The organism is Sulfobacillus thermotolerans (assembly GCF_039623705.1).
GTDB classification, from domain to species: domain Bacteria; phylum Bacillota; class Sulfobacillia; order Sulfobacillales; family Sulfobacillaceae; genus Sulfobacillus; species Sulfobacillus thermotolerans.
The window spans coordinates 66,150-88,464 of the sequence record NZ_CP133983.1; the positions used below are offsets into that span (position 1 = coordinate 66,150).

At 52.3% G+C, this 22,315-nt stretch carries 14 protein-coding genes; 4 read left to right on the forward strand and 10 right to left on the reverse strand.

Annotation, left to right across the window (positions count from 1 at the left end; all coding sequences use genetic code 11):
• Positions 1–51 precede the first annotated feature (51 nt).
• From ORD20_RS00290 to ORD20_RS00300, 3 genes are all read left to right on the forward strand, one after another.
• On the forward strand, positions 52–3,102 hold the full coding sequence (locus ORD20_RS00290) for a triple tyrosine motif-containing protein (RefSeq protein ID WP_103374264.1): 3,051 nt from the start codon (positions 52–54) through the stop codon (positions 3,100–3,102).
• A gap of 106 nt (positions 3,103–3,208) precedes the next feature.
• Positions 3,209–4,690 carry a glycosyltransferase gene (locus ORD20_RS00295; protein ID WP_103374263.1) on the forward strand — a complete coding sequence of 494 codons (1,482 nt, stop codon included), beginning with the start codon at positions 3,209–3,211 and terminating at the stop codon, positions 4,688–4,690.
• Positions 4,691–5,428: 738 nt separating this feature from the next.
• The gene (locus ORD20_RS00300) at positions 5,429–6,748 is read left to right on the forward strand and encodes a hypothetical protein (protein WP_158246140.1); all 1,320 of its coding nucleotides are present in this window, start codon (positions 5,429–5,431) and stop codon (positions 6,746–6,748) included.
• Between the two features lie 540 nt (positions 6,749–7,288).
• Here the strand turns inward: ORD20_RS00300 and ORD20_RS00305 are convergent.
• The 5 genes from ORD20_RS00305 to ORD20_RS00325 all read right to left on the reverse strand — a co-directional run bounded on the left by ORD20_RS00305 (position 7,289) and on the right by ORD20_RS00325 (position 15,036).
• The gene (locus tag ORD20_RS00305) at positions 7,289–8,227 is read right to left on the reverse strand and encodes a nuclease-related domain-containing protein (protein WP_103374261.1); all 939 of its coding nucleotides are present in this window, start codon (positions 8,225–8,227) and stop codon (positions 7,289–7,291) included.
• Between the two features lie 536 nt (positions 8,228–8,763).
• Positions 8,764–11,334: an efflux RND transporter permease subunit gene (locus tag ORD20_RS00310; RefSeq protein ID WP_430626739.1), complete on the reverse strand. Its 2,571-nt coding sequence runs from the start codon at positions 11,332–11,334 to the stop codon at positions 8,764–8,766.
• Positions 11,335–11,341: 7 nt separating this feature from the next.
• Positions 11,342–12,796 carry a YncE family protein gene (locus ORD20_RS00315; protein ID WP_158246138.1) on the reverse strand — a complete coding sequence of 485 codons (1,455 nt, stop codon included), beginning with the start codon at positions 12,794–12,796 and terminating at the stop codon, positions 11,342–11,344.
• Between the two features lie 483 nt (positions 12,797–13,279).
• Entirely contained in the window at positions 13,280–13,732 is a 453-nt protein-coding gene (locus ORD20_RS00320; RefSeq protein ID WP_103374258.1) for a hypothetical protein, read from the reverse strand.
• Between the two features lie 254 nt (positions 13,733–13,986).
• On the reverse strand, positions 13,987–15,036 hold the full coding sequence (locus ORD20_RS00325; RefSeq protein ID WP_103374256.1) for a hypothetical protein: 1,050 nt from the start codon (positions 15,034–15,036) through the stop codon (positions 13,987–13,989).
• Positions 15,037–15,222: 186 nt separating this feature from the next.
• Between ORD20_RS00325 and ORD20_RS00330 the strand changes: the two genes are divergently transcribed.
• The gene (locus ORD20_RS00330) at positions 15,223–17,331 is read left to right on the forward strand and encodes a glycosyltransferase (RefSeq protein WP_103374255.1); all 2,109 of its coding nucleotides are present in this window, start codon (positions 15,223–15,225) and stop codon (positions 17,329–17,331) included.
• Here the strand turns inward: ORD20_RS00330 and ORD20_RS00335 are convergent.
• The 5 genes from ORD20_RS00335 to ORD20_RS00355 all read right to left on the reverse strand — a co-directional run bounded on the left by ORD20_RS00335 (position 17,294) and on the right by ORD20_RS00355 (position 22,304).
• Positions 17,294–19,261: a glycosyltransferase gene (locus ORD20_RS00335; RefSeq protein WP_103374254.1), complete on the reverse strand. Its 1,968-nt coding sequence runs from the start codon at positions 19,259–19,261 to the stop codon at positions 17,294–17,296. The genes ORD20_RS00330 and ORD20_RS00335 overlap by 38 nt on opposite strands.
• A 6-nt stretch (positions 19,262–19,267) precedes the next feature.
• Positions 19,268–19,960, reverse strand: a complete 693-nt coding sequence (locus ORD20_RS00340; RefSeq protein WP_146038959.1) for a hypothetical protein — start codon at positions 19,958–19,960, stop codon at positions 19,268–19,270.
• Between the two features lie 368 nt (positions 19,961–20,328).
• A complete protein-coding gene (locus tag ORD20_RS00345; protein ID WP_103374252.1) occupies positions 20,329–20,967 on the reverse strand; it encodes an ATP-binding cassette domain-containing protein in 639 nt (212 codons plus the stop codon).
• Positions 20,948–21,766, reverse strand: a complete 819-nt coding sequence (locus ORD20_RS00350) for a hypothetical protein (RefSeq protein ID WP_103374251.1) — start codon at positions 21,764–21,766, stop codon at positions 20,948–20,950. The genes ORD20_RS00345 and ORD20_RS00350 overlap by 20 nt, the downstream gene beginning before the upstream one ends.
• Positions 21,756–22,304, reverse strand: a complete 549-nt coding sequence (locus tag ORD20_RS00355) for an RNA polymerase sigma factor (protein WP_103374250.1) — start codon at positions 22,302–22,304, stop codon at positions 21,756–21,758. The genes ORD20_RS00350 and ORD20_RS00355 overlap by 11 nt, the downstream gene beginning before the upstream one ends.
• Between the last annotated feature and the right edge of the window lie 11 nt (positions 22,305–22,315).

Sequence of the window (22,315 nt, forward strand, 5' to 3'; positions counted from 1 at the left end):
ATTTTTCATACCCGATCTATGCATGAGTGATTTTGAGGAGGGTTTTGAACTTTGGCAAAGAATATTTCGAGAAAAGCCGGTAGCTTAACGCTGGGATCAGCCATGTTGTTAATGTCTATGATTCCTGCTGCCAGCGCCTTTGCAGCAACTGCTCCGGCTGTTGTTAGTGTAACTCTGAGCTCTGAACAAGGCACCGTAGCTGTTGGAAACACCGTCAGCTTCACGGCCACTGCGGTTCAGAGTGGAACGGGTACACCTCTATACCAGTTCTGGTATGAGGGCGTCAATGGAAACTGGCATTCAACCAGCTGGTCAACCAGCAATTCCTTCTCCTTGCCCCCACTAAAACAAGGAAGTTACGAAGTGGTTGTGTATGCTAAAGACAAGGGCCAAGCGATTCCGGCCAACTCTGAAGGCACCAACAGCAATCAATTCGTCAACGTAGATTCGAGTGCAACCTTGACGGCTCCGACATTGACCAATGTGGCGCCCGGCACAACCCTTACGTTTACCGCCAGCTCGAAGAATTTGACGGATCCGGTATACCAGTTGTGGATTCAAAGCCCGGATGGCAACTGGTTTGCTAGCGGAGACTACCAAAGCTCTCCGACCTTCCAAGTTACCGCCGCGCTAGCTGGTGATTACCACGCGGTGTTGTATGCCAAGGACTTAAATGCTCCCCAGACCGCGGCCTTTTCCGAGTACTCCAAGGCTACGTTTGATGCTTTTGGTCAGGCAGCAGCGGTTAAACTCTCAGCAACGTCCTCCAGCTTGGTAGCTGACGGTGCGGCTAGCGATACCATTACTGCTATGGTTGTCGACAACAACGGCAACACAGTGGGGAATTTCAATGGAACCGTTACCTTGACAGCGCCGTCGGGAATGACCTTCGCGAATGGGTTAGACACGACGACGTTAACCATCACGAATGGAACAGCAGCCGTTACGGTGACAGCATCCACTTCATTGATTGGTTCCGAAAGCATCACAACAAGTGGATTAGTGGCGAATTCCGGTGAATCGACTGCAAGTGTTGTGAGCTACGGTTCTGTTACGGTGACAACCGTGTCCCCGGTTGCTACGGAGTTGTTGGTTAGCGCAGCAACCTCCACCGTACCTAACAACACTTCGACATCAGACACCGTTACGATTACCCTTGGCGACCAAGCGGGCAACCCCTTGCCAACTGGTGTCACATCTACATTTTATGCGGTAACAGCTGATGTTGTAGGGGCCGGGACTCTCTCGGGAGGGGCATCCTCAACGACTGAATTTGTTGGCGACGGGGCTCCAGCTTCGTTTACTGTATACAGTGAACCAGATGTGGCGGGTAGCATTGGCATAATGGCGTCCGCCCAGAATCTCGCGACGGGTACGACCACCATTGAAGCTGTTGGCGTAGGCCAAGCCGCTCAATTGGGTGTTTCTTCCACCACAGGAACGCTAAGCACCGCGACGACTTACACTGTAAGCTCATTAAGCTCTTTTACGCTGGCTTCAGGCACGACGGAAACGACGTACACGGTAACGCTCGAGGATGCGGCTGGTCAGGCCGTAACCGCACCGTCAACAGAAACCTTCTATCTCACTGACAATGCGACGACCGGAATGGCATATGTCGTAACCAGCAGTGGGTCTTCTGGTTCTGCAACGCTTATTCCTCAAACAGGAGATACCGTTGCGGTTACGGTAGGTACCGGTGATACAACGGCGACATTTACTGTTGTCAATACGACAACCCAGGCCTCTCCGGCAACGTTGACTCTTACCGCAGCGAGTGGAGATGTGGCAAATACGGCGACAGATGCGCCATTGTCGACCACGGCGTCAACGAGCTACATGTTTGTAACAGGCCCTGCATATCAGTTGGGCGTTACTGGTACGGAGAGCATTGCGGAAGGCAAGAGCGCGACCTACACGGCTCAAGTCGAGGACAGCGTAGGCAACCCTGTGGCTGATGCTAACGCGGTTGTTACCTTTACCATAACCGGTAGTGGAACGTTTGCCAACGGAGCTACGACTTTGACGGAATTGACCAATGCCAGTGGCGCTGCGTCTGTCACCGTTGATGCGGCTACGAGTGTTGGAACCACCACTTCTACCTACACCGTGTCAGCGACCATTTCTCAGACTGTGGCTGACCCTACTGGAACCGTGACAGCTACTGTTACCTCTCCTGCGGCCACTGTAGCGGAACTGGGGCTTTCAGTTGTAGCTCCTACGGGGAGCAGTTACTCGGGCACGACACTGACGTTACCGGGATTGTCCGCCGCTACTGCGACCATTACTGAAGAAAATGCAATTCAAACACAAATCTCTGGAACAGACAGTTTGCAAGTGTCCACGTCCAACGGCGATGTTGTGTTAGATTATGGCGGTACAATCGAAACGGGTACCACCTTATCAATTAGTGGATCGACCATCTCAGCAGCCAGTGGTGTTGCGACGTTTGAAGTAGTGGGTGGCACAGCCGGCACAGCAACAGTGACCGTAACAGACACGAGCGACCCGAGTGTGGCGCCAGTCAGCTTTACGGTTGACGTCCAGCCATTGGCAAGCTCGACTATGTCGGCAGCGACTGAGACGGGTACTGGAAACGCGAGTGGTGACACTGCAGCAGTAACGGTAAACGGTAACCCTGTAACCGCAGACTACGCTGCGAGTGTTACAGACTTTGCAACCTATAATCAAGCTACGGGTGAATTTACTGTGCTCACCCCAGTTATTGAGCCTAGTGTGACAATTTCCAATTCGTCAGGCGTTGTCACTACAGCAACTGTAGCTGTGTGGGAAGTTGCTGGTAGCGCATATTACGTGGCTCTTGACGAAACTCCAGGTACAGGTGCCGCAGCGAGCACCGATTACGTGGGTGTCACGATTACGAGCCCCTATAGCGGTAGCAACGTCGAAATGGCTGTAAACAGCGGTGCGTATGACGGTAACAGCGGTACAACGGATTCCGCATATGTGGCGATTGCTACCGAAAATAGTAGTGGGACATGGACAGTCGCTCCATCCCAGTCCTTTGTTGTCAACACAAAGGTATCGCTAACGGCTAACGGGCCGACCGTGGTGTACCCAGTTCTGATGCAACAACCATAAGCAGTACCATATTGTCAGGCTTACAATAAAGATATAGATTTAATCACGGGGCTTCCCACCTAGGAAGCCCCGTCGATTTAATCCCGCTCTTCTAGGAGGAAATGTAATGTCCGTAGCAACATCCGATAGCCCATGGCGTGTTCTAGCAGAAACCGCGTTACGTGCTAAACATTGGCAAGATGCCATTGACGTCATAAGGCCCCAACTGGAGAAAGTACCTACTGACGCACAGGCATGGGTATTCCTTGGTGAGGCACTTGAACACATAGATGACTATGGGAGTGCATGGGCCTGTTACGATCGTGGGTGGATACTGGACCCACCGGCGGCGTGGGCACCTCGTGTTTTTGAACGGCTGAGAGGACATGAGGATGACCCGATTACTCCCTGGGTAAGCCAGTTGTTAGAGGTGCCACATGTTCGCGTTATGGGTGCAATTTTGGTTAAAAATGAGGCCAGCCAAATTCAACGATGTATTGATGCGCTGAAACCTGCGGTCGATGAAGTTGTGGTCGTAGATACAGGTTCGACCGACGATACGGTGGCGATTGCTCGAGGGGCGGGTGCGACCGTCATCGAAGTCGAATGGCAAAATGATTTTGGTGCAGCTCGCAGAGCCGCTGATCAAGTTCTTGGAGATACAGGTTGGGTATTATGGGTTGATGCGGATGAATTTCTCAATGTAGAAGATGTCCATGTCCCACGTATTGTCGCGGGGCTATACGATAAATGGGATCCGCCCATGCTACTGCGCTTTGTCCAGGTCAATCATTTGGGAGAGCGAATTGAGCCCAATTACGATACGACACGAATGTATCCCCTGGGTCGTGGACTTAGTTGGTTGGGACGGATTCACGAACAAATTGGTTTTCTAAATGGGCCCCAACCTATGCAACGGGGTGTTGCGCGGATTCGGGTGGATCATTGGGGTTACGAACGAGATGTTATGGTGGAACGCGATAAGTACGCGCGAAACATTCGGTTGTTGCGGGAGTGGACAAAAGACGAACCGAACAACGCTGCAGCGTGGGGATTTCTGGGACGTGATTTATTTATTTCCGGAAAGGTCGAAGAGGCCGTTGATGCATTATACCGCGCAGAAGCCAATGCAATGAATGACAAAACGTACGGTCGTATCGTTGAGGTGCGCGCGGTACTATGTGAAGCCCTCGTGCGACTCAAGCGCCTCGATGAGGCACGGGTCGTTGCTGAAAGAGCGGTTGCCTCTGACCCCCAACATCCCTCTGGGTGGTATTGGCAGGCACAGGTTGCTCTCTTGCAGGCCGACGAGAGGATAAATAGAGCCGTTGAGAGCGCAAGGCAAGCGCAGGCAGTAGCGCCGACGTATCGGGGACTTGTCTCCTTTAGTCCAGAAATACCTATGTTCCTTGCGCCCGTAGTTGAGGCCGATGCGCTAAAAATGCAAGGTCGGTTGCACGAAGCATGGCAAAAGTATTCCGGAGCAGCACGAGTTAAACCAGATCATGCTGGTGTACAACAGCAGTTAAATCGCCTGCGAATAGAGGCAGAGCGGATCCTCCAAGAGCCATTTAAGTTACCTCCTCAAGGCATTAAACCGGTAAAATAAGTGAGATAGCCGCGACTTCTACGTGTCGCGGCTTCCTATTGAATTCAATTCTTTCTATGCTCCGGACTAAAAAGTCGAAAATTTCCAAAATCCTAAGTTATGAACTTTGACCGCAATCATAGGTGGCTAAGAGGCGACATCGCTCGCTGAAGCAATGGTCTCAAGTTTCCTTCTGTTACCCTGAGCCGAGTACGTCAGTAATAGCCCCATACTTGCGCAAACATTGCATGTATCCCTACCAATCGTTACAGCCATAACTACTAAATTAAAGGTCCGAATCGAGACAGATAATGCCGATAAGTCTGCATATATGGTCACTGCCCATTGGGGTATTTCTTTATAAACAATGTTAGGGCTAAAGAACTTTGATCGCCCTCGAGTCACTCCGTCCCGAGTTCATTGCCGGATACTGGTTTGGCGCTACCACTATCGTTGATCGTATTGCTAGCATTGGGCTGCCGCCAAACCATGATCTGATCACTTACCGCCCTTACCCCTTATGCGAGAATGGTCGCCTAAGACACCACGACCACTAAACTGACACTGGTTACTCACTGAGATGTTTTGTGAGACCTGATGTGATACTGAAGCCTTTTTCCTTCTATGCTACCGTGGAAAAGGCCTTGATTCATCATGTCAATGAAACCGGTGGCTTATTGAAAACAGTTTGAGGAGTCAACCCATGAGACTTACGCGATTTCAGATGAGGGGTGGCCATGAATGAGGATGCGGAAATCAATGCGAGTAGCTGGAATCGTAGTTTCAGCTACAGTGCTCACGGTGATGGGGATTCAACACGGGAAGAATGTCTATGCCGCAACCACTAATTGGGTCAATGTAACCAATAACGGGGCATTTAACGGGCCTCTAGGGATGGCGGTTGACAGCCATGGAGATCTCTTTGTTGTCAACAGCGGCAGCCAAAGCGTAGAAGAGCTTCCCAGCGGCAGCACCACATGGAAAACGATTTCAGGACCGTTTGATTCTCCTGCTGACGTCACAGTTGATGGAAATGGAGACCTCTTTGTAACGAACGAGGGGAACAATACGGTCGCAGAATTACCCCAAGGAACCACCACATGGAAAACGATATCGGGACCGTTTGATAACCCATGGGGTATTGCTGTCGATAGTCACGGCGACATTTTCGTAGCAAATAATGGGAACAATACGGTCGTGGAACTCCCCAGCGGAAGCAACGAGTGGCACACTATTTCCGGACCTTTCAATATGCCCCAAGGGATTGCGGTTGACGCGCAGGGCGATCTGTTTGTGGTGAATAACAGTGACACCGGATCAGATGGTATCGTTGAATTGGTCAACGGCAGCAGTACGTGGAAAGACATTGCTCCGACGTCGGCGCCTATTTATCCCAATGATGTGGCCGTGAATGGGTCCGGTGACATTTTTGTGACCTACTTTAATCACAACACGACGGCGGTCGAGGAATTGCCGTATGGGAGCAATACATGGACGGACCTCGCTGACGGGCAGCTTGTCAATTATCCCGAAGGCATTGCCGTCAGTAGTACGGGGGCTATTTATGTATCGAATTTCGGGAATAACACGATCTCAGAATATCCGCCCGCTGTGCCACACTGGACGCCGCCGGTATTGACCCCAGAACCGGTTACAGTAGGCCATGTCAGTGGTCAGGTCATTGGCGATCTTGGCTTCAACCCCGCTGTAGCCGTCGAGAACGGCTCTTATGCCGGATATGTTGAGGAACGAGCGGCCATTGAAGCAGGGGCCACATTTGCGGGTGAAGGAACAAATTCGGCGTATCTCTCCTCCATCTTAGATGGTTCGGGCGTGGCTCTTTATGATTCCCCTGTGACTGCAAAAGAGCAAGGTCAATTTGCTGCACTCTATCAAAAGTTGGGCATAATTCCAACATGGACCAATAATACGGTGAATATCGGCCAAGGCGTGAGCTCCTTAATCAAAGCGCATGCCCCAAGTCTAGCAATCGCCAATTATCTGGTTCAGATGGGGGGATACTCTTGGCCCGTGGCTGAGAGTCTAGCTCAACTCGGATTTTCTAATCAAGTCCAGTAAACGCATAAGAGCCCGCAGACCTACAGGTCGTGCGGGCTTTGTGAACTTTGGCTGCGCCATTTCCTTAGAAAGACTCCGCAGGCGATTGGTCCAAGAACTGCTTGCGCTTCAAACAAAGATTGTCGCCTTACAACCACATTCCTCTGTCGGGATTCTTAGTCCCTCATAAATTAACTCGGCATTAAGGGTTATGCCATCCCTTTAGGTATAAGGGCTAGATATGCTGTACACCCCAGCCACCCGTACGGCTTTAAAGAATGCTATGCTAGCGTAGTTGTTGGAGAATGACATCAGCCCCATTATGTGGATGGATAGGGACTTTGTGAATGGGGATTCCTTTACTCCCCAAGAAATTTAACCGCGTTTGGCTTTGGTGACGTTACCTTGTTGCGATGAAATTTTTCCATTATGACTTAACTAGGGGCATGCGTTCTTCCTTGAATGTTGCGTGGTGGGTGTTCCCTAGGCACTCTAAATCACCTAGCATACTGCCCTTTTTCGCCTCAGAGCGCAGGGTGGATAGACCAATACACCATGCCCCTATTCATCGCGATAAAAGAAAAACGTGTCCGACTCGAATTGATCCTTATTTAATCGTCCGGGTTGTCCATATTGTCTCCATATCGTTTCCGCCTCTTCATAAGAACCACGAATGCGAACATATTTTCTTCCACGCCGGGTGGTTCCTTCGCGGATGCTCACGGTGTTTTCAGGTTGTTGACGTGCAGGTTCCCTTCTGTTTGAATTGGGTGACGATATAGGTGGCAGTTCTTTCGAGAACTCCTTTAAAGGGGACATAGGAGGCGCAACAATGGCGCCTACGATACGGTCTATGGTGACATCGTCTAATAAGGTGCTTGATTGTTTAGAGAGATAGGAGGCAGTTTGCCGCGGCGTCAAAACTTTCATGGAACATTCATCGACAGCAAGCCACGTGGCGTGAGAGAACACGACTATGGGCTCAATGGGTGGAATCGGTTTGGGTAAATGGTGAAGGGTATACCACTGTTGAAAACGCCGCTGATGTGTCTTGTTTTGTATAACGGGACTGGACGCTTTAATCCACTTTCCGCCCTCCTTACGAAAACTCTGGTCCTTCTTCAGTAAAATAGCTCCATCCCAAGCTTTTGTCTCCAACAAAAATACCCCGGCCGGTCCGATGACGATGTGATCAATTTGCGCATACTCATCCATTTGATATTCGAGAACAACATCGTTAATGATGGCCCAAGTGTTAGGCAGGCGAGCTCGTAGCCAGAGTCCCACCGAAAATTCACCATGCGCTCCATGGTGCGCATCGCGATGTTGTTTGCTTCGTACCATTTTGGTGACTAAGGGTTTGAGTGCCCAATGAAGAAAATGTGGTGTTTGCGCCGTCATGCGGTTCTTGACATCTTGTTCGTGCCTATCCATTTTCTCTTGGATTCGTTTTAAGAATTCTCTTTTTAAGTCAGGAGACTGTGTATAGATTTTGGCCATGGTGTCCACTCCTCGGACAGAGTTGATCTCGAAACGCTATCATATTACCAAAATCAGGATGAAAATAGCGAAGGGTTTATCCCGATTCATCCATTTCCTCATCAGAGGGATACCTCGCGGGGTTGGCAAGAGGGGATTCCCTAATTCGAGACGTCATAATCTAGGAACCCCATGCGGGTGTTGCTTATGGCAGACGAGGGGGAGCTCTCGAAGTTTAAGCGCGGGAGGTGCTGTCCCACGGCGAAAGCCCAATGGGCGATGTCAAAGCGTGCTTGGGGATGAGTGGACTGATACGTCCATGTCGTGGCCTTTCATCAGATAGATTGCGCTTTGCCGGAATCATTTTAAAGGGTCAAAATTCCACCAAGGGATACGCTTTGTTGATTCACAAGGGGGGTCATTACAAGGTAATTCAAGCCGCTGCCGACCCGAAAAGGCCTCGTCGTAGTCCGGTTCTAATGCTCCAAGCGTGTGAAGAAGCGGGTCAGGGTGAAAGAATGACCCCCGGGAAGAAGACTGTTCCCGGGGGTGAGGGACTACGCCAATCGTTCTACAGCGTGGTGTTGTTGGTCCTTTTTGCGGTGCAAAATGCGGTACATAATGGGCACGACAACCAACGTCAAAAGGGTTGAGGTCAAAAGTCCTCCAATCACGACGACGGCCAATGAAGCGGAGATAATGCTGCTGTCGTTAGCGCCAAGAGCAAGGGGCAATAAGGCTCCAATGGTGGCCAGCGCGGTCATTAAAATGGGTCTGAGCCGCGTCGAACCCGCTTGAACAATGGCGTCGTTTAAGGCCATGCCGTTGCGCCGGTGTTGTTGAATAAGATCGACCAAAACAATGGCATTGGTGACGACAATGCCAATGAGCATGAGAAAGCCGATGAGGGCGGGAATTCCCAAGGACTGGTGAGTGATAAATAGTCCCAGAAGGGCGCCAATGACGGCTAAGGGCAAGGAGAACAAAATCGCCAATGGCGCACGCCCCTCACCAAAAGCCAGCACCATTATGAGGTAGACCAGCACAATGGCCGTGACAATCGCTTCACCTAACTGGGAGAACGCTTGGGACTGCATTTGCGATACACCACCCATGACAATGCTCACATCGGACGGCAGATGCGCCGCTTGAATGGCTTGACGAATATCGCGAGTTACTTTCCCCACATTGGATGAGGTAATGACTCCTGAGACGGTTGCGGTAGGAATGTTGTTCGTCTCCGTAATGGTGGTTTGCACGTTCTGCATCGTGACAGCCGCCACTTTATCTAACGGGATGGTGGTCCCCGTTAGGGTCTCAATAGGTAGCTGCTGCAGACCGGCAAGCGAGGTGGCACTAGAAGATTTGAGTTGCAAATAGACGGGCGTGGGCGCAGATGAGGCGGAGTTCGCCGGAATATTGCCGACGTCTTGATTGTTGAGATAGGGCTCGAGCTGGCCGATAATATCCGTCGCATTTAATCCGTAGTGGCTCGCATTTTGGGCATTCACCGCGATTTCGACTTCCGGTTGGCTTGTGCTTAACTGATTCGTGACTTGCGTGACGCCTTGTTCTTGCATCAAATGAGCTACAGTTCGGCTGGCTTGGGCGAGGTGGACGGGATTGTTAGACTGAACCAACACTTGGGCTTGGTTGGTCGACGACCCACCTTGAAATGAACTGCCTGGGGTAACGGAAAACGTGGCCTGCGCGATATGCAAGGCATTTAAGCGGTTGGCTAAAGTGGTCGCAAGCGCTTGGGGATTGGCGGAGGAGGACAAACTAACATAGAAGCTAGCGGTATTGGTCTTAACCACGGGGTTAAAAGCACTCCCGCCTCCGCCGACCGTCGTCTGATACTGTGTGACGCCCGGGAGTTGGCGAATCACGTGTTCCACAGCGAGACTGTCTTGATTGGTCGCAGCTAAGGTCGTGCCGGCCGGCAGCTGCATTGTGGCATCCAAAGAGGGAGCTGCGGTGATGGGCAAGAACGATGTGCCGATGCTCGGCACTAATGCTAGACTGCCTAACAGCAACACCCCGGCTGTCCCTAACACCAGCCCTTGATGAGAGAGACTCCACTGTAATATTCGGCGATACGTGGCGGCCGGACGCCATTCGGAGCGGGTCTCAATATGCCCTTTGCGCAAGAAAAGATGAATCAAGATGGGGTTGACCATTAGCGCCACAAACCACGAGGCAATGAGCGAAAAGACCACCGTATAGGCGAACGGCCGAAAGAATTCCCCAACGATGCCACTGACCAATGCAATCGGGAAAAACACACCAATCGTGGTGAGCGTTGAAGCGGTAATAGCTGAGGCCACTTCTTTCGCACCGTGAACAATCGTGTCGGTCCCGCGTTTGCCAGTGGTTTGGATCCGGCGATATACACTTTCAAGCATCACAATACTATCATCCACCACACGTCCAACCGCTACCGCCATACCTCCAAGGGTCATCATGTTCAAGGTAATGCCCATGGCATTGAGAACAATCATGCTAATGAGGATGGACAAGGGAATGGCCACTACCGCGACCAAGGTCGAGCGTCCGTTGCCGAGAAAGAAGGCAATGACAATGACCGCAAGCACAGCTCCTAAAAGCGCTTCGCGTGCCATCCCATCGACTGATTGGGTCACACTAGTAGCTTGATTCTCAAGCACCTGGAAGTGCACGCCATGAGGCAATTGATTGTTCAAGGCCGCAATTTGTTTCATCACGCCGTTGGCAACCGTCACGGTGTTGGCATTAGCGGTTTCAATGACATTGAGCGTGACGCTTGGTCGTCCGTTAAGGCGGCTAATCGTATCGGCTGGGGATAGAGCTTCTGTGACCGTCGCGACTTGACCTAATGTGACGGGGGAGGCTTTGAGGCCAGCAACCGATGGGTGGCCTCCTGGAAATGCTTGGGACGAGGACGGGCTTGCTGTAGAGGACGTCAGTGGCAAAGTCTTTAATGTGTCAGCGCTATTGGCCATACTTTGGGCGACGACGGCGACACCTTTGCCAGCCACCGTGGTTTGCCCCAAGGGGAAGGATTTGAGGGCATCTTGAATGGCTGAGCTGACTTCTGACGCATTGATATGATGATCCGCCATGGCGGCCGGATTTAAGGATATTTGGATATCGCGGCTAACTTTCGGGGAAGTTCAGAGCCGCCTGTTGCTGCGCAACAGGCCAGGAATACCCGCCAATTTGCACCAGATAGTTCTCGACGGCCAATGTCGGCGCGTGCGCTTTTCGCAGGGCGGTAACTCCTTGGGCAATCGAAACCGTATTATTGGTCCATGTGGGGATGATTCCCAGTTTTTGATAGAGGGCCGCAAACTGCCCTTGTTGCACGGCAGAAACCTGGTGTTGTTGCCCCACGCCCGATCCATCCAAAATCGCCGAGAGATAACTCGAATCCGTGCCTTCGCCCGTGAATGAGGCCCCCGCCATTAACGCCGCGCGTTCTTCCACGTAGCCCATGTAGCTCCCGTTTTGAATGGCGCCTACCGGGTTGAACCCTAGATTGCCGATGGCTTGGCTACTCACGGGGCCTATCGTCACCGGTTCTGGCGTCAAGACGGGAGGAACCCAGTGCGCGGGCGGCGGCAGAATCATCGACACGGTGTTCGAGCCGGAATCCACAATATAGACTGTCCCGTTCGCTGAGTCCGCCGCGATCCCTGCCGGACTCGCGCCGGCACCGATCGTCTGGATTACCGTGTTGGTGGTGCCGTTAATCACCGAGACCGTATCGCTTCCATTGTTGGTCACATAGAGGTTGCCATTGAGAGGATTGACCGCAATCGCGCGGGGATGGGTGCCAACTGCAATCGTGGCGACGACGCTATTCGTCGCGCTATTAATGACGGAGACCGTGTTCGATTCCCAGTTGGCGATGTACACATCGCCGTTGGCGGGATCGACCGTCGCATAATTAGGCCTCGAGCCCACGGGGATACTTTGGACGACTTGATTGGTGCGGGTATTAATGACGTCCACCGCACTCGTCGACCAACAGGGCACATAGATGTCCCCGTTGGCGGGATCGAAGACGGGCGTAAAGGGCTGTCCCCCGACCGTGATGGTCTGAGACACCGTGTTGGTGGCGCCATCAATGACGGAGACTGTGCCCGGGGACCACTGGGAGACATAGATGTTGCCGGTATTCACGTCGACGGCTATCCCGCTGGGCGTATTCCCGACCGCAATGGTATCGGCCACTTGATTCGCCTCATTAATCACAGAGACCGTCCCCGAGTTGTTATTGGCCACATAAACGTTGCCATTGGTCGGATTGGTGCCGAGGTATGTGGGATCGGTGCCGACCGGGAGGGTGCTGACGACTTGATTCGTCGCGGCGTTAATCACCGACACAGTGTTGGAGTCTTGGTTGGTCACGTACACATCGCCATTGGCAGTATTCACCGCCACATCATACGGATCCGATCCGACGGCAATGCTCGGCAGTGTGGCGGCCTCGACCGACATGGCGGGACCCGCGATGAGACCACCGGCGAGTGTAGCGGTCAGTACAAACGTGCGGATCAGCAACCGCCGGGGCGGTGCTTTGGGGGATTTTGAATGGGTCAAAAACATCCCGAGATTAGCCTCCTTTTTTCTTTCACGGAGTAGAAGGTCGGCATCGTGGAGCATAGAATTTGAGGTCGCGATGCGGAAGGCTTCTTCGTGTTATTAAGAGGTCGATGCTGTGCTTGGAAATAATTCCCTCGCAACACCTAGTATAAAGGAGCTACCAATGACCGAACAATCCCAGCGTGCATTCTGATACTCTTTTTACAAATATGGAATCAAAAAACAGCCAGTATTCCATAAAGTGGGATTTGTGTTCAAATAGAGTGTTCTTCATGTTCCTTGAAAGGAAGGTGCGTGCGTCCCATGTACATTGCCAGTGAGGTGGTGGCAAGTCGCTGCGTATGACGTTGCGGAGCGGCTATACGTATGAATGGCCAATCTTATACTGGCTATTGGGATTCTTGTTGGTATACGAGTGATTGTGGACTCGGTTGAGTCGGAAGAGTCTCACTTGAGCGGGTGAATTAAACGGGGCCCGTGGGCCCCTCAATTTTGCACGGCGTGCACTCCAAGAACCCAGAGTACACAATACAAAACCATCGATGCAATGGTTACCATTAGCACGAGCTCTCGTTTATGCGCCTGATGTTGCCACAAGGTTAAACCCAAATACCAGGGAGGTAATTCGGCAATAAATCGCGGAATGCCTTCAAACATGTTATAGCTGTTGGCCAAAATGACGGTCAGACCCATGTACCAAGCAGCCGGCCACCAAATACGTTCCCGTAGCATCCACAAGGCCAAGAGCCCTGTTATGACGCTCAGGAAAATGGCCCAGATGGGTAGCGACCATCCGCCGGAGGCGGTGAGGGCGTTGACAGGATGTCTCATCCAGTGCAGTGTTTCGTAAAAGGGAAAGGCTGATTCACGCCCCCAGGCCGCCTGGATTTTCAGAAAGGCTACGGGAGTGCCAGCCACATGAGCATCAATGAGACCCACTACGACAAATCCAACGCCGAATCCAATGCCGCTGACAAACCAGGCCCGGAGTGGCTGACCTCATTGCCGGAATGGCGTCATATCCGTTTAATGCAGTCGTCCATTAATCATGGACCCCATCCGTGTGGATTCTTGTTACGTTATGTATCGGGGCGGCGCTTTGGTGTCTACATGCGTATAGCCCGCCGCCCCGATGTGGTGAATTCCACTGATGGATGTCAGCGAAAATTCTTGGAGACCCCCATGTTCACATGTTACGGGTGAACCGTAATGGAGGATACCGGGCTTTCCACTTCCAAGGCTTGCCGCTCGGCTGCTGTGGCGTTATCTGGCGCCGTCAGGGGTTTCGAATAGACGACGACGTGCCAAATCCCTGGGCTTGTGGCTGGAATGGTAAAGGTGTTGCTGGCAGTGTACACGCCACTGCTCTGCCAGGCTTGTCCGGGTGCTTGAAACCAGAATTGGTAAAGGGGATCGATGATGCCTGAACTTGCGGTAGCTGTCAAGGTGATGTTGTCGCCTACCGCGACTTGGTTAGGCATTTCCATGCCTACCCAGTTATTCGAAGACGTGGGCGTTGTCGTCTGAGTCGCGGAAGCATTCCCGACGTCGACGACTGCGGTATCGGATTTGGCTTCATAGATGGCTTCCTGATCAGCGGATTCGCCCGTGGGGGCGCTTTGGGACCGAGCATAGACCAGAACTGACAGGAACCCTGCGCGTGGTGGGGTAATGGTTTCGGTATTCTGGTTGCTGAAGGCTCCACTGGAATGCCATTGTCCGCCCTGCATGGCCCACCAAAATTGATAGACCGGGTGATGAAATCCGGTGGGGTTGGCTATGACCGTAAAGGCTTGCTGTGGGGTGCCTTGCGCAGGGGCGGTTAAGGTCACGGACTGGCCTGCGGCATTTTCGTAGCCGGCATTGTTGCCAATCGCCCGCACAACCCACGTCACCGAGATGGGGTGCGTCTGTCGGGTGAGGATAGCAGCATATTGGTCCGTTTGCGGCTGATGGTGCAAAATCGTTGTGCTGACCGACGATCCCGATGTCACGGTATTAATCGTTTGCCCTGTCGTGAGGTTAACAATCGATAGGGATTCACCAGTGGTCAGCGGCGACGGGGTTGCTGCCATTAAGGTGACACTTTGGCCAGTGCGGACTTGTGGGGTGGTCGCATATAAAGCCACCGGCACAGTCGTGGCGGCAACGGGTGTGGTAGCATCGGCCAAGGGGGCCTGAATGGCCGTGGACAATGCTAGCACGCCCAAAATGGCGGCGCTTGCACGCCATGGGGTTTGCATAAGGTCTTGATCCCTCGCTTTAATTTCAGATTTGCTCTTCCTAAATTCACCAAATATCTTACGACTTCCTGCATCCACTAGCAGGATAGCGAGAATATTGGCGGCATATGTGGTTGTTCTGCCAAGACGGCATCGAGTATACTCGGTAATGAAGCCATTTTCGACAAAAAAGGATGCCTCGCTCGGATGAAGAATATTATTATTTCCAGTCGCGAACTGACTGGCTACAACGTGTCGGGAGGCATTGGGGTCTATACAGATGCAGTGGCTCGACATCTCGTGCGTCATGGACACAAAGTCCAAGTCATCACGGCCGCAAAATTTCTGCCAGACAGTCCGGAAATTGCTCTACCGCCCGAACGTCCCTACCAGATTATTCCGATTCGGCCGGTAGAGGGATTTCGTACCGCCGCCCATGGACATGCCTATGCGGTTTATAGGCAGCTTAAAGCGATGGTAGACAAAGAGCCGATCGATATTGTCGAGTTTCCTGATTACCATGGTGAGGGTTATTACACCATTAAGGCCAAACGCTTGCTGGGTGAATTTGCCGAGACCACGTTGTTAGTGCATGGCCATATGACGTTGGAATTCTGCGATATACTCAATGAAGAAAATTTGTCTCTGCAGCGTCAAGCTATTTATAATATCGAACAATATTGCTTGCGCTATGCGGATGTTGTGACAGTTCCCTGTGAAGACTTGGGGCAGCAATATCAACAATTTGTCCCAAGGGACTATGAGCTGAAGCGCCATCCCGTCCCCGTATTTGACACGCCCCGACTCGAACCCATTTCTTCTTCGACCCCAAGGGTGTTGTACGTGGGGCGCTTGGAGCACCGAAAAGGCGTCGATTTGCTTATTCAAAGCGCACTGGCGGTGTTGGAGTCGGGCCGCCAAATGACTGTGCGTCTAATTGGCGGAGATACCACATGGCATGATCAATCTTACCGGGCTTATTTGATGGGAATGATCCCGCAAAAGTGGCAGGACCATTTCGAATTTGTTGGTCCGGTGTCCCGCGCACACCTTGTCACGGAGTACCAAACCGCCGACGTCGTCGTCTTTCCCAGCCGATTTGAAAATTGGCCCAATGTCTGTCTCGAAGCGATGTCTTTGGCCAAACCCATTATTGCCAGCCAATATGGGGGAATGCGGGAGATGTTGGCTCAAGGGGCCGGTCTGGTAATAGATCCGCTCGATATGAACGCCTTTAGTGAGGCCTTAATGTCACTTCTCGATGACCCCGCCCAGCGTCTAGCATTAGGTCAAAGAGCCCGCGACGCGTATGCTAGGTGGGCTGATGCACGCACGGTGGGTAACGTGGAAGACTTTATCCGCACCATGGGTCCCAAGGATGATGGTTCATCGTCTAACCAACCAGGTCCGCTGGTTAGCATCGTGGTGCCGTGCTACAATGCAGCCGCGACGATTACAGAGACGGTGGACAGTTTATTAGCGCAACAATATCCTCACTTTGAGATTATCTTGGTCGATGACGGGTCAACCGATGAAGAATTTGCCCAGATGTTGGATCAACTAGGTCAAGCTCACGACCAGGTCCGGGTATTTCATAAAGAAAATAGCGGACTGCCTGGGGCGCGCAATTATGGGGCCAAAAAGGCACAGGGACAGCTTTTGGCGTTTTGTGACGCCGATGATTTGTTGGATCCAGCCACCTTGCACCACAGTGTGCAGGCGTTGCAGAAAAATCCTGAGCTCACCGTGGTGTACCCTATCATTGAATATTTTGAAGGCGCTGCCGGCTATTGGGCACCCCAAGACCTTCACGCCCCCACGCTTTTAGCTCAGAATCAAGCCCACGCGGGCATCGTCATTCGCCGGAACCGGTTTTTTGCGCTCGGCGGCTATGATGAGGCGTTTAAATATGGGTGGGAAGACTGGGAGTTTCTCTTGCGATTGGCCAAAGCTGGGGACCGGGGCGAAGTGGTGCCGTATCCCCATTACCATTACCGAGTGCGTGCCGACTCGATGGTGCGGACCACGTCACAAATCCACCGGCGCAAAATCCAGCGCCAAATGTGGACTAAACATCAAGACGTGCTCGGGCCTGCAGCCTACTTCGTGTTGGAGAAAGAGGTGTTGCAATACCGGGACATGGGCGGGGGCAATGGGGCGCAAGAAAGTCACCGCGAATGGATTAGACGCATTACGCTCAATTCCAAGCCTGTGCGTTTGATCGTGTTTTTGTCTCGGGGCGTGCCGGGGTTCATTCGGCGTCCTGTTCGGCGATGGGCTAAGCGTGTGCTTCTTCGTCGCCTTGATCTGCAATAAAGTCGTGAGGCGGATTGAGCGGAGAATCAATGCGGTATTGTGGACCATTGGCATTGAATAAGCCTAGCAAGTCGTCGCTAAAGCGTGCATAAACAGCGGGAAAGTGACGACGGATCCGGTCATATAACACCATCAGCTTTTCGTCATGGCGGTTGGTCTTCGACCGCGACGTGCTGCGCACGCGGTAACGAAAGAGTGGTTCGGGAATGACCACGCCCTGATAGCCTGAGGCAATCAAATGGATTACGGACTCATAGTCTTCGAGTCCCTGATCCATTTCTTCGTGATTGAGACCCGCAGCAAGAAAAGCTGGACGGCGCACAACAATACCGCTGCTGTTAATGAGATTATGATAGAGCACATAAGGGGGCTCAGGATTCCATCCCGCCCAGATGCCGGTGGTATCACCGAAATATTCCACCCACGATCCGACAAAGTCAACATTAGCGTAGGTGGCTAGGATCTCCACGCACCGGGCGAAGTAGTCAGGGGTGACCATGTCATCCGCATCGAGAAAAGCCAGGATATCGCCGCTGGCCTGTTTCGCTCCCCGGTTTCGGGTGGTGACAATGCCGCCATGGGGGGCGTGAATGACCTGCACCGCGGGATACCGATGAGCCAGCTCATAGAGCGCCGCAATACTGCCTGGGTCGGTGCTACCGTCATCCATGATGATCACTTGGTCGGGGATGCGTCGGGACTGAAACACACTGTCAATGGCATCGAAGATGAACGGGCCCGCGTTGTAATAGGGAATGACAACGGATAAAGTTCCCGTTAAGCGAGTGATAGCGTCCGTGGGTACGGTGGCCACGGGATGAACAAAAGGGAAGATATCGGTCGAATCATCTGAATCGCGCGCGGGCTCAAGAACAATAGGATGCGGTGTGGTGGGCGAATATCGGTCTGAATTCTTGGCGCATTGTGCGGCAATGGCATCAGCCATAACCGCCGCAATGGGCATCGTGAGCTGTTCGGGAGGTAAAAGCTCTTGTGTGCGTTCTGATGTCAACGCCAACACGGGAATGTTGTGACGAACAAGTGTCGCCAAGCCCCAAGATAACGTGGGGGCCGTGACCCCGTGAAGGACAAGCGCATTGTGCATCTGATGGACCTGAACCGGGGTCGCGGTGGATAAAAAGCGCACGTGGCCGCGTTCCACGTCCTTCGAAAATCGCTCGGTGAGGTATTCCTGGTACGGCCTTTGCGTCATGGTGTAAAGGCGGTCAGGTCCATAAATTTCCAGGGGTAAGGAAAACCCTTGAGCCCATAAGAGGGACAGCGCTTCAAGCCACAGGGCTATGTGGGTGAGTGGTGCAACAGGCCCCAGCATCACGAGCCGCTCAGGAGGGAAAAACGTCGGAACGTTCTCGCCATTCATGGCGGGAAGCGGCGTAACATGGGCAGGAGAGCCTAAAGCGTTTATCATAGCTAGGGAGTTCGTTTGGATTGACTGCGAGGCCTTTATGACCCATTGCTCCATTTGTTGAGCCCAAAAATAATCCAGACGGTAGCGTGGCCAGGTGTTATCATACGCTGTTAAAATGAGAGGCTCTACCGGGATCGTAACAAACCTTAGGGATTTGGTCAGACGATGCAAGGTCCAATAATGCTGGAGAACGATTGCACCCAGACCCCAATCTGTAATGGTATGAATTTCGTCGGGAATTTCACCGCGCTCTGCCGCGTTGAGCACATAGGTCGCGACGTGCCAAGCTCTGCGTGACGAACTTGCCAAAAAAGTGAGGGGATTATCTACTAAGGGAATGACTTCAATCGGCAACGTTTCCGGCAATACGTCTGCATACAGCGTAAGAACACGCACGACATGGCCTTGGCGAGCTTGATAGTGCGCCCAATCGTAACTAAAGCGCCCGACTTCATCCCACAGGTGTAGGGAGTAACGGGGCGTAATCATCCAAATTTCCATGGCCGTCTACCCCTCTCTGCGCAGTGTAGCCATAAGACGCCAATAACGATGCAGCCATTTCCAAAAAGGTGATTGGTGAATAGACTCGAGATCCTGCTCTAAAGCCGCAATGATGGCGTTTCGGGCGGATAACGTTTGGCGTAATTGCTGAATTTCCTCTTCGTGTTGGGTTGCTTTTGTCTTGAGTGCGGCATAATCGGCGGTTAGGGTTTGGTATTGGTCGGTCAGATGGGCTATTTTAGCCGCCATGCTGCTTTGTTCTTCATGCCAGGCGGAAAGCAAATGCTCCTTTTCATTCAGCAGAGCGCGGTGTTGGGTCTTTAAGGTCGTGCGTTCTTTAAAGAGAATATCCATTTCACGAAGTGCTGCTGCATGCGTCGGAATAGGGCCTAAGATGGCCGCGTATTCAGTCAGGTGCGTTAAGGAACCCCACCCACAAATATACCCAATCGGTATCTCCTTTGCCGACGCGCAGTGTCCAAGGTCTGACGGGTCGGTTAAGACAGTCAACTCCAACATGGGATGCCAGACGACACGGATGAGGATATCACAGGGTACCGCCGTGGACGAGATGGCAAAATGCACCACGGATCTGTGTGCCGGAATAGACGCTAAAGGCTCTGGATGCACGCTAATAATGGCGTCCCAAACCTGTGATAAGTGGGTGGAAACTACGGCTTCAGGATGTTGTTGAAGCATCTCCTCGTCTGCAAGAAGGCCAATATGTCGTTCGGAAAACGCGTTGTGAAGAGTTAGATATAGCCATTCCCCTAAGGAAGGCATGCTGTGGGGAAATATTCCGAAATCATCCTGTCTTTCCATGGTGCTCCAATTATCATATAGCCAGTTGCGGGGGTCAAGGGGCGCTTGCGGTCTTGCGTGCGTTCAGTGGACAGAACCTCTTTCAGATTCCCAGTAATGATGATAGCAAGACAAGAATGTCCGGGTGCCACAAGGCGCCTGTGCCGTTCGTTTCCGCTTTCACCCCAAATGATCTGGTCGATGATTAAGCCATGAGAGGCACAAAAACTTCATTCTTGCCACGCCCATGGCTATCAACACGTGGTTCATCGATAGACCCAGCAAATCTCATGAGGGGTGATAATGCCATGGCAATGCCATGGGGGCAAGTCGTCGGGCCAAGAGTCATCAGACACGACCACTGATCTTGTGGGGGGCATGCGCATGATACGGTCAATTAATAGAACGCGGCTTCGTGCGTCCAGACCAGTCCACGGCTCCTCTAAGATCCATATGTCAGGGGACATTAGAGTGCTCCCGGCGAGCAGCAATCGCTGTTGCTCCCCAAAGGACAGCGTGCCGAGATGCTGTGTAGCCACACTCTCGAGCTCCCATGCAGCTATCGCGTTATGAGCGGCTGTCCAGGGGTTATCGAGTTCCCACAGTGCAGCCCAATAAGTCAGGGTACGATCTACGCGCAGCTTTGCAGGCAATGTATCCAACCGTGGCTTAAATCCAATACGCCGTTTGTAATGTGTTTGGGCATACGGTGTAAGCGTCTGCCACGTCTGACCATTGACTTGTAAGGTGCCATGAACAGGAATGCGAGAAAGAGACCACCACGCGAGCAGTGTGGCTAACCCTTGAGGATGCGATCCGGAAAGCCAAGTGGTGCCTGCTCTGAGGTCGCAAGATATACAGCGCGTGATGCCTTCCCCTTGGGCGTTAATTAGTGTGATTTCCATTAGTTCTTCCCGAAACGCCCATGATGATAATCGCTAAGACTGCCGCGGCCCACTGGGCTTGGCGCATCATTTCGGGACCCGTTGCTGTGGCATACCACAGAGCATCCTCCCAACCATGGGGGATGATGGGTAATCTATAAAGGCCAAAGATCAGCGGCAGTCCCCATATTACCCCGTTAATCGCCAAACCCCATCCAATTCCCCAGCGCAGGGCTATACGTAGCATTAACGCGGACGCCAGGAGATAAGGCCCAATCCATATTGCCATTAGGGCCATCTTGCCGACTCCATGAGAAGGCACAAGCCACATGAGGGTAAAGGCGATTATTAATACTGCACTGGATAATACAGCCCACTGCAACAATATACGGCGACGGACATCCATGGGCGCGGCCATTTCAATGCGCCGCCAAGTCGCAGTACTCCATCTTGTGATCACAACACTAGACGCCATGCCGATCCACGGAGCGATAAGACCTACTAGCACGAGGTGGGCGTGGGACAACGTGTTGGTGCTCACCCAGCTGTTCAAGGAAAAAGCGACGATCACGGTACAACCAATAGCCATGAGGACTTTCCATGGATACAAGGCATAGGACGCCCTTAGAATATTCCAGTATTGCACCCACCATGATGGGCCGGTAAGTTCGCGACGTATTCGCATTAAGGTCTGAGAACTGAGATCAGGCGGATCATCCCGCCCGGTATTTAAGACCTGCCAGAGCCTGGCAAAGACGTCCTGATCATCATCAGCCCATTCGTTATGCCATTGTTTATAGTCTTTTTGTTTATCGGACATGACGATCCACTCCTTCTTCCCATGAGACCAGCGTGCTGTGCATAAAACGATAGGCCCGGGCAAGTCGTGACTTAACAGTGCCTAAAGGGATATGCAACACCTCACTAATATCGGCCAGCGCCAGATCCTGATAGAAATGTAGAATAACAATCTTCCGTAGACTAAGAGGAAGTCGGGCTAATAGCTGCTCAAGCAAAATACGATCATCAATATGCGTATCAACGGTTTCATGGACAAATAATGTGTGCTCAAGCTGTTCGTCTGAGTGTCTTTGAGAGCTACGCCAATAATCTGTGACATTATTTAAAGCGATTTGCCGTATCCACGTGCTAAATCGCCGTGGCTGATGTCCATGCTCGAGCGCCTTCCAGGCTTTTACAAACGTCTCTTGCACGAGGTCTTCCACCATCTCGGCAGGACTTCCTGCCATCCGGATTAGGTGGGCGAGGGGTGCAGCATACCGATCAAAGAGGGGGCCCATGGATTGCCGATGTCCTTGGGTCACTTGTCGGCAGAGTTCTTCATCCGTGAGCGACACGATTCGTCCTC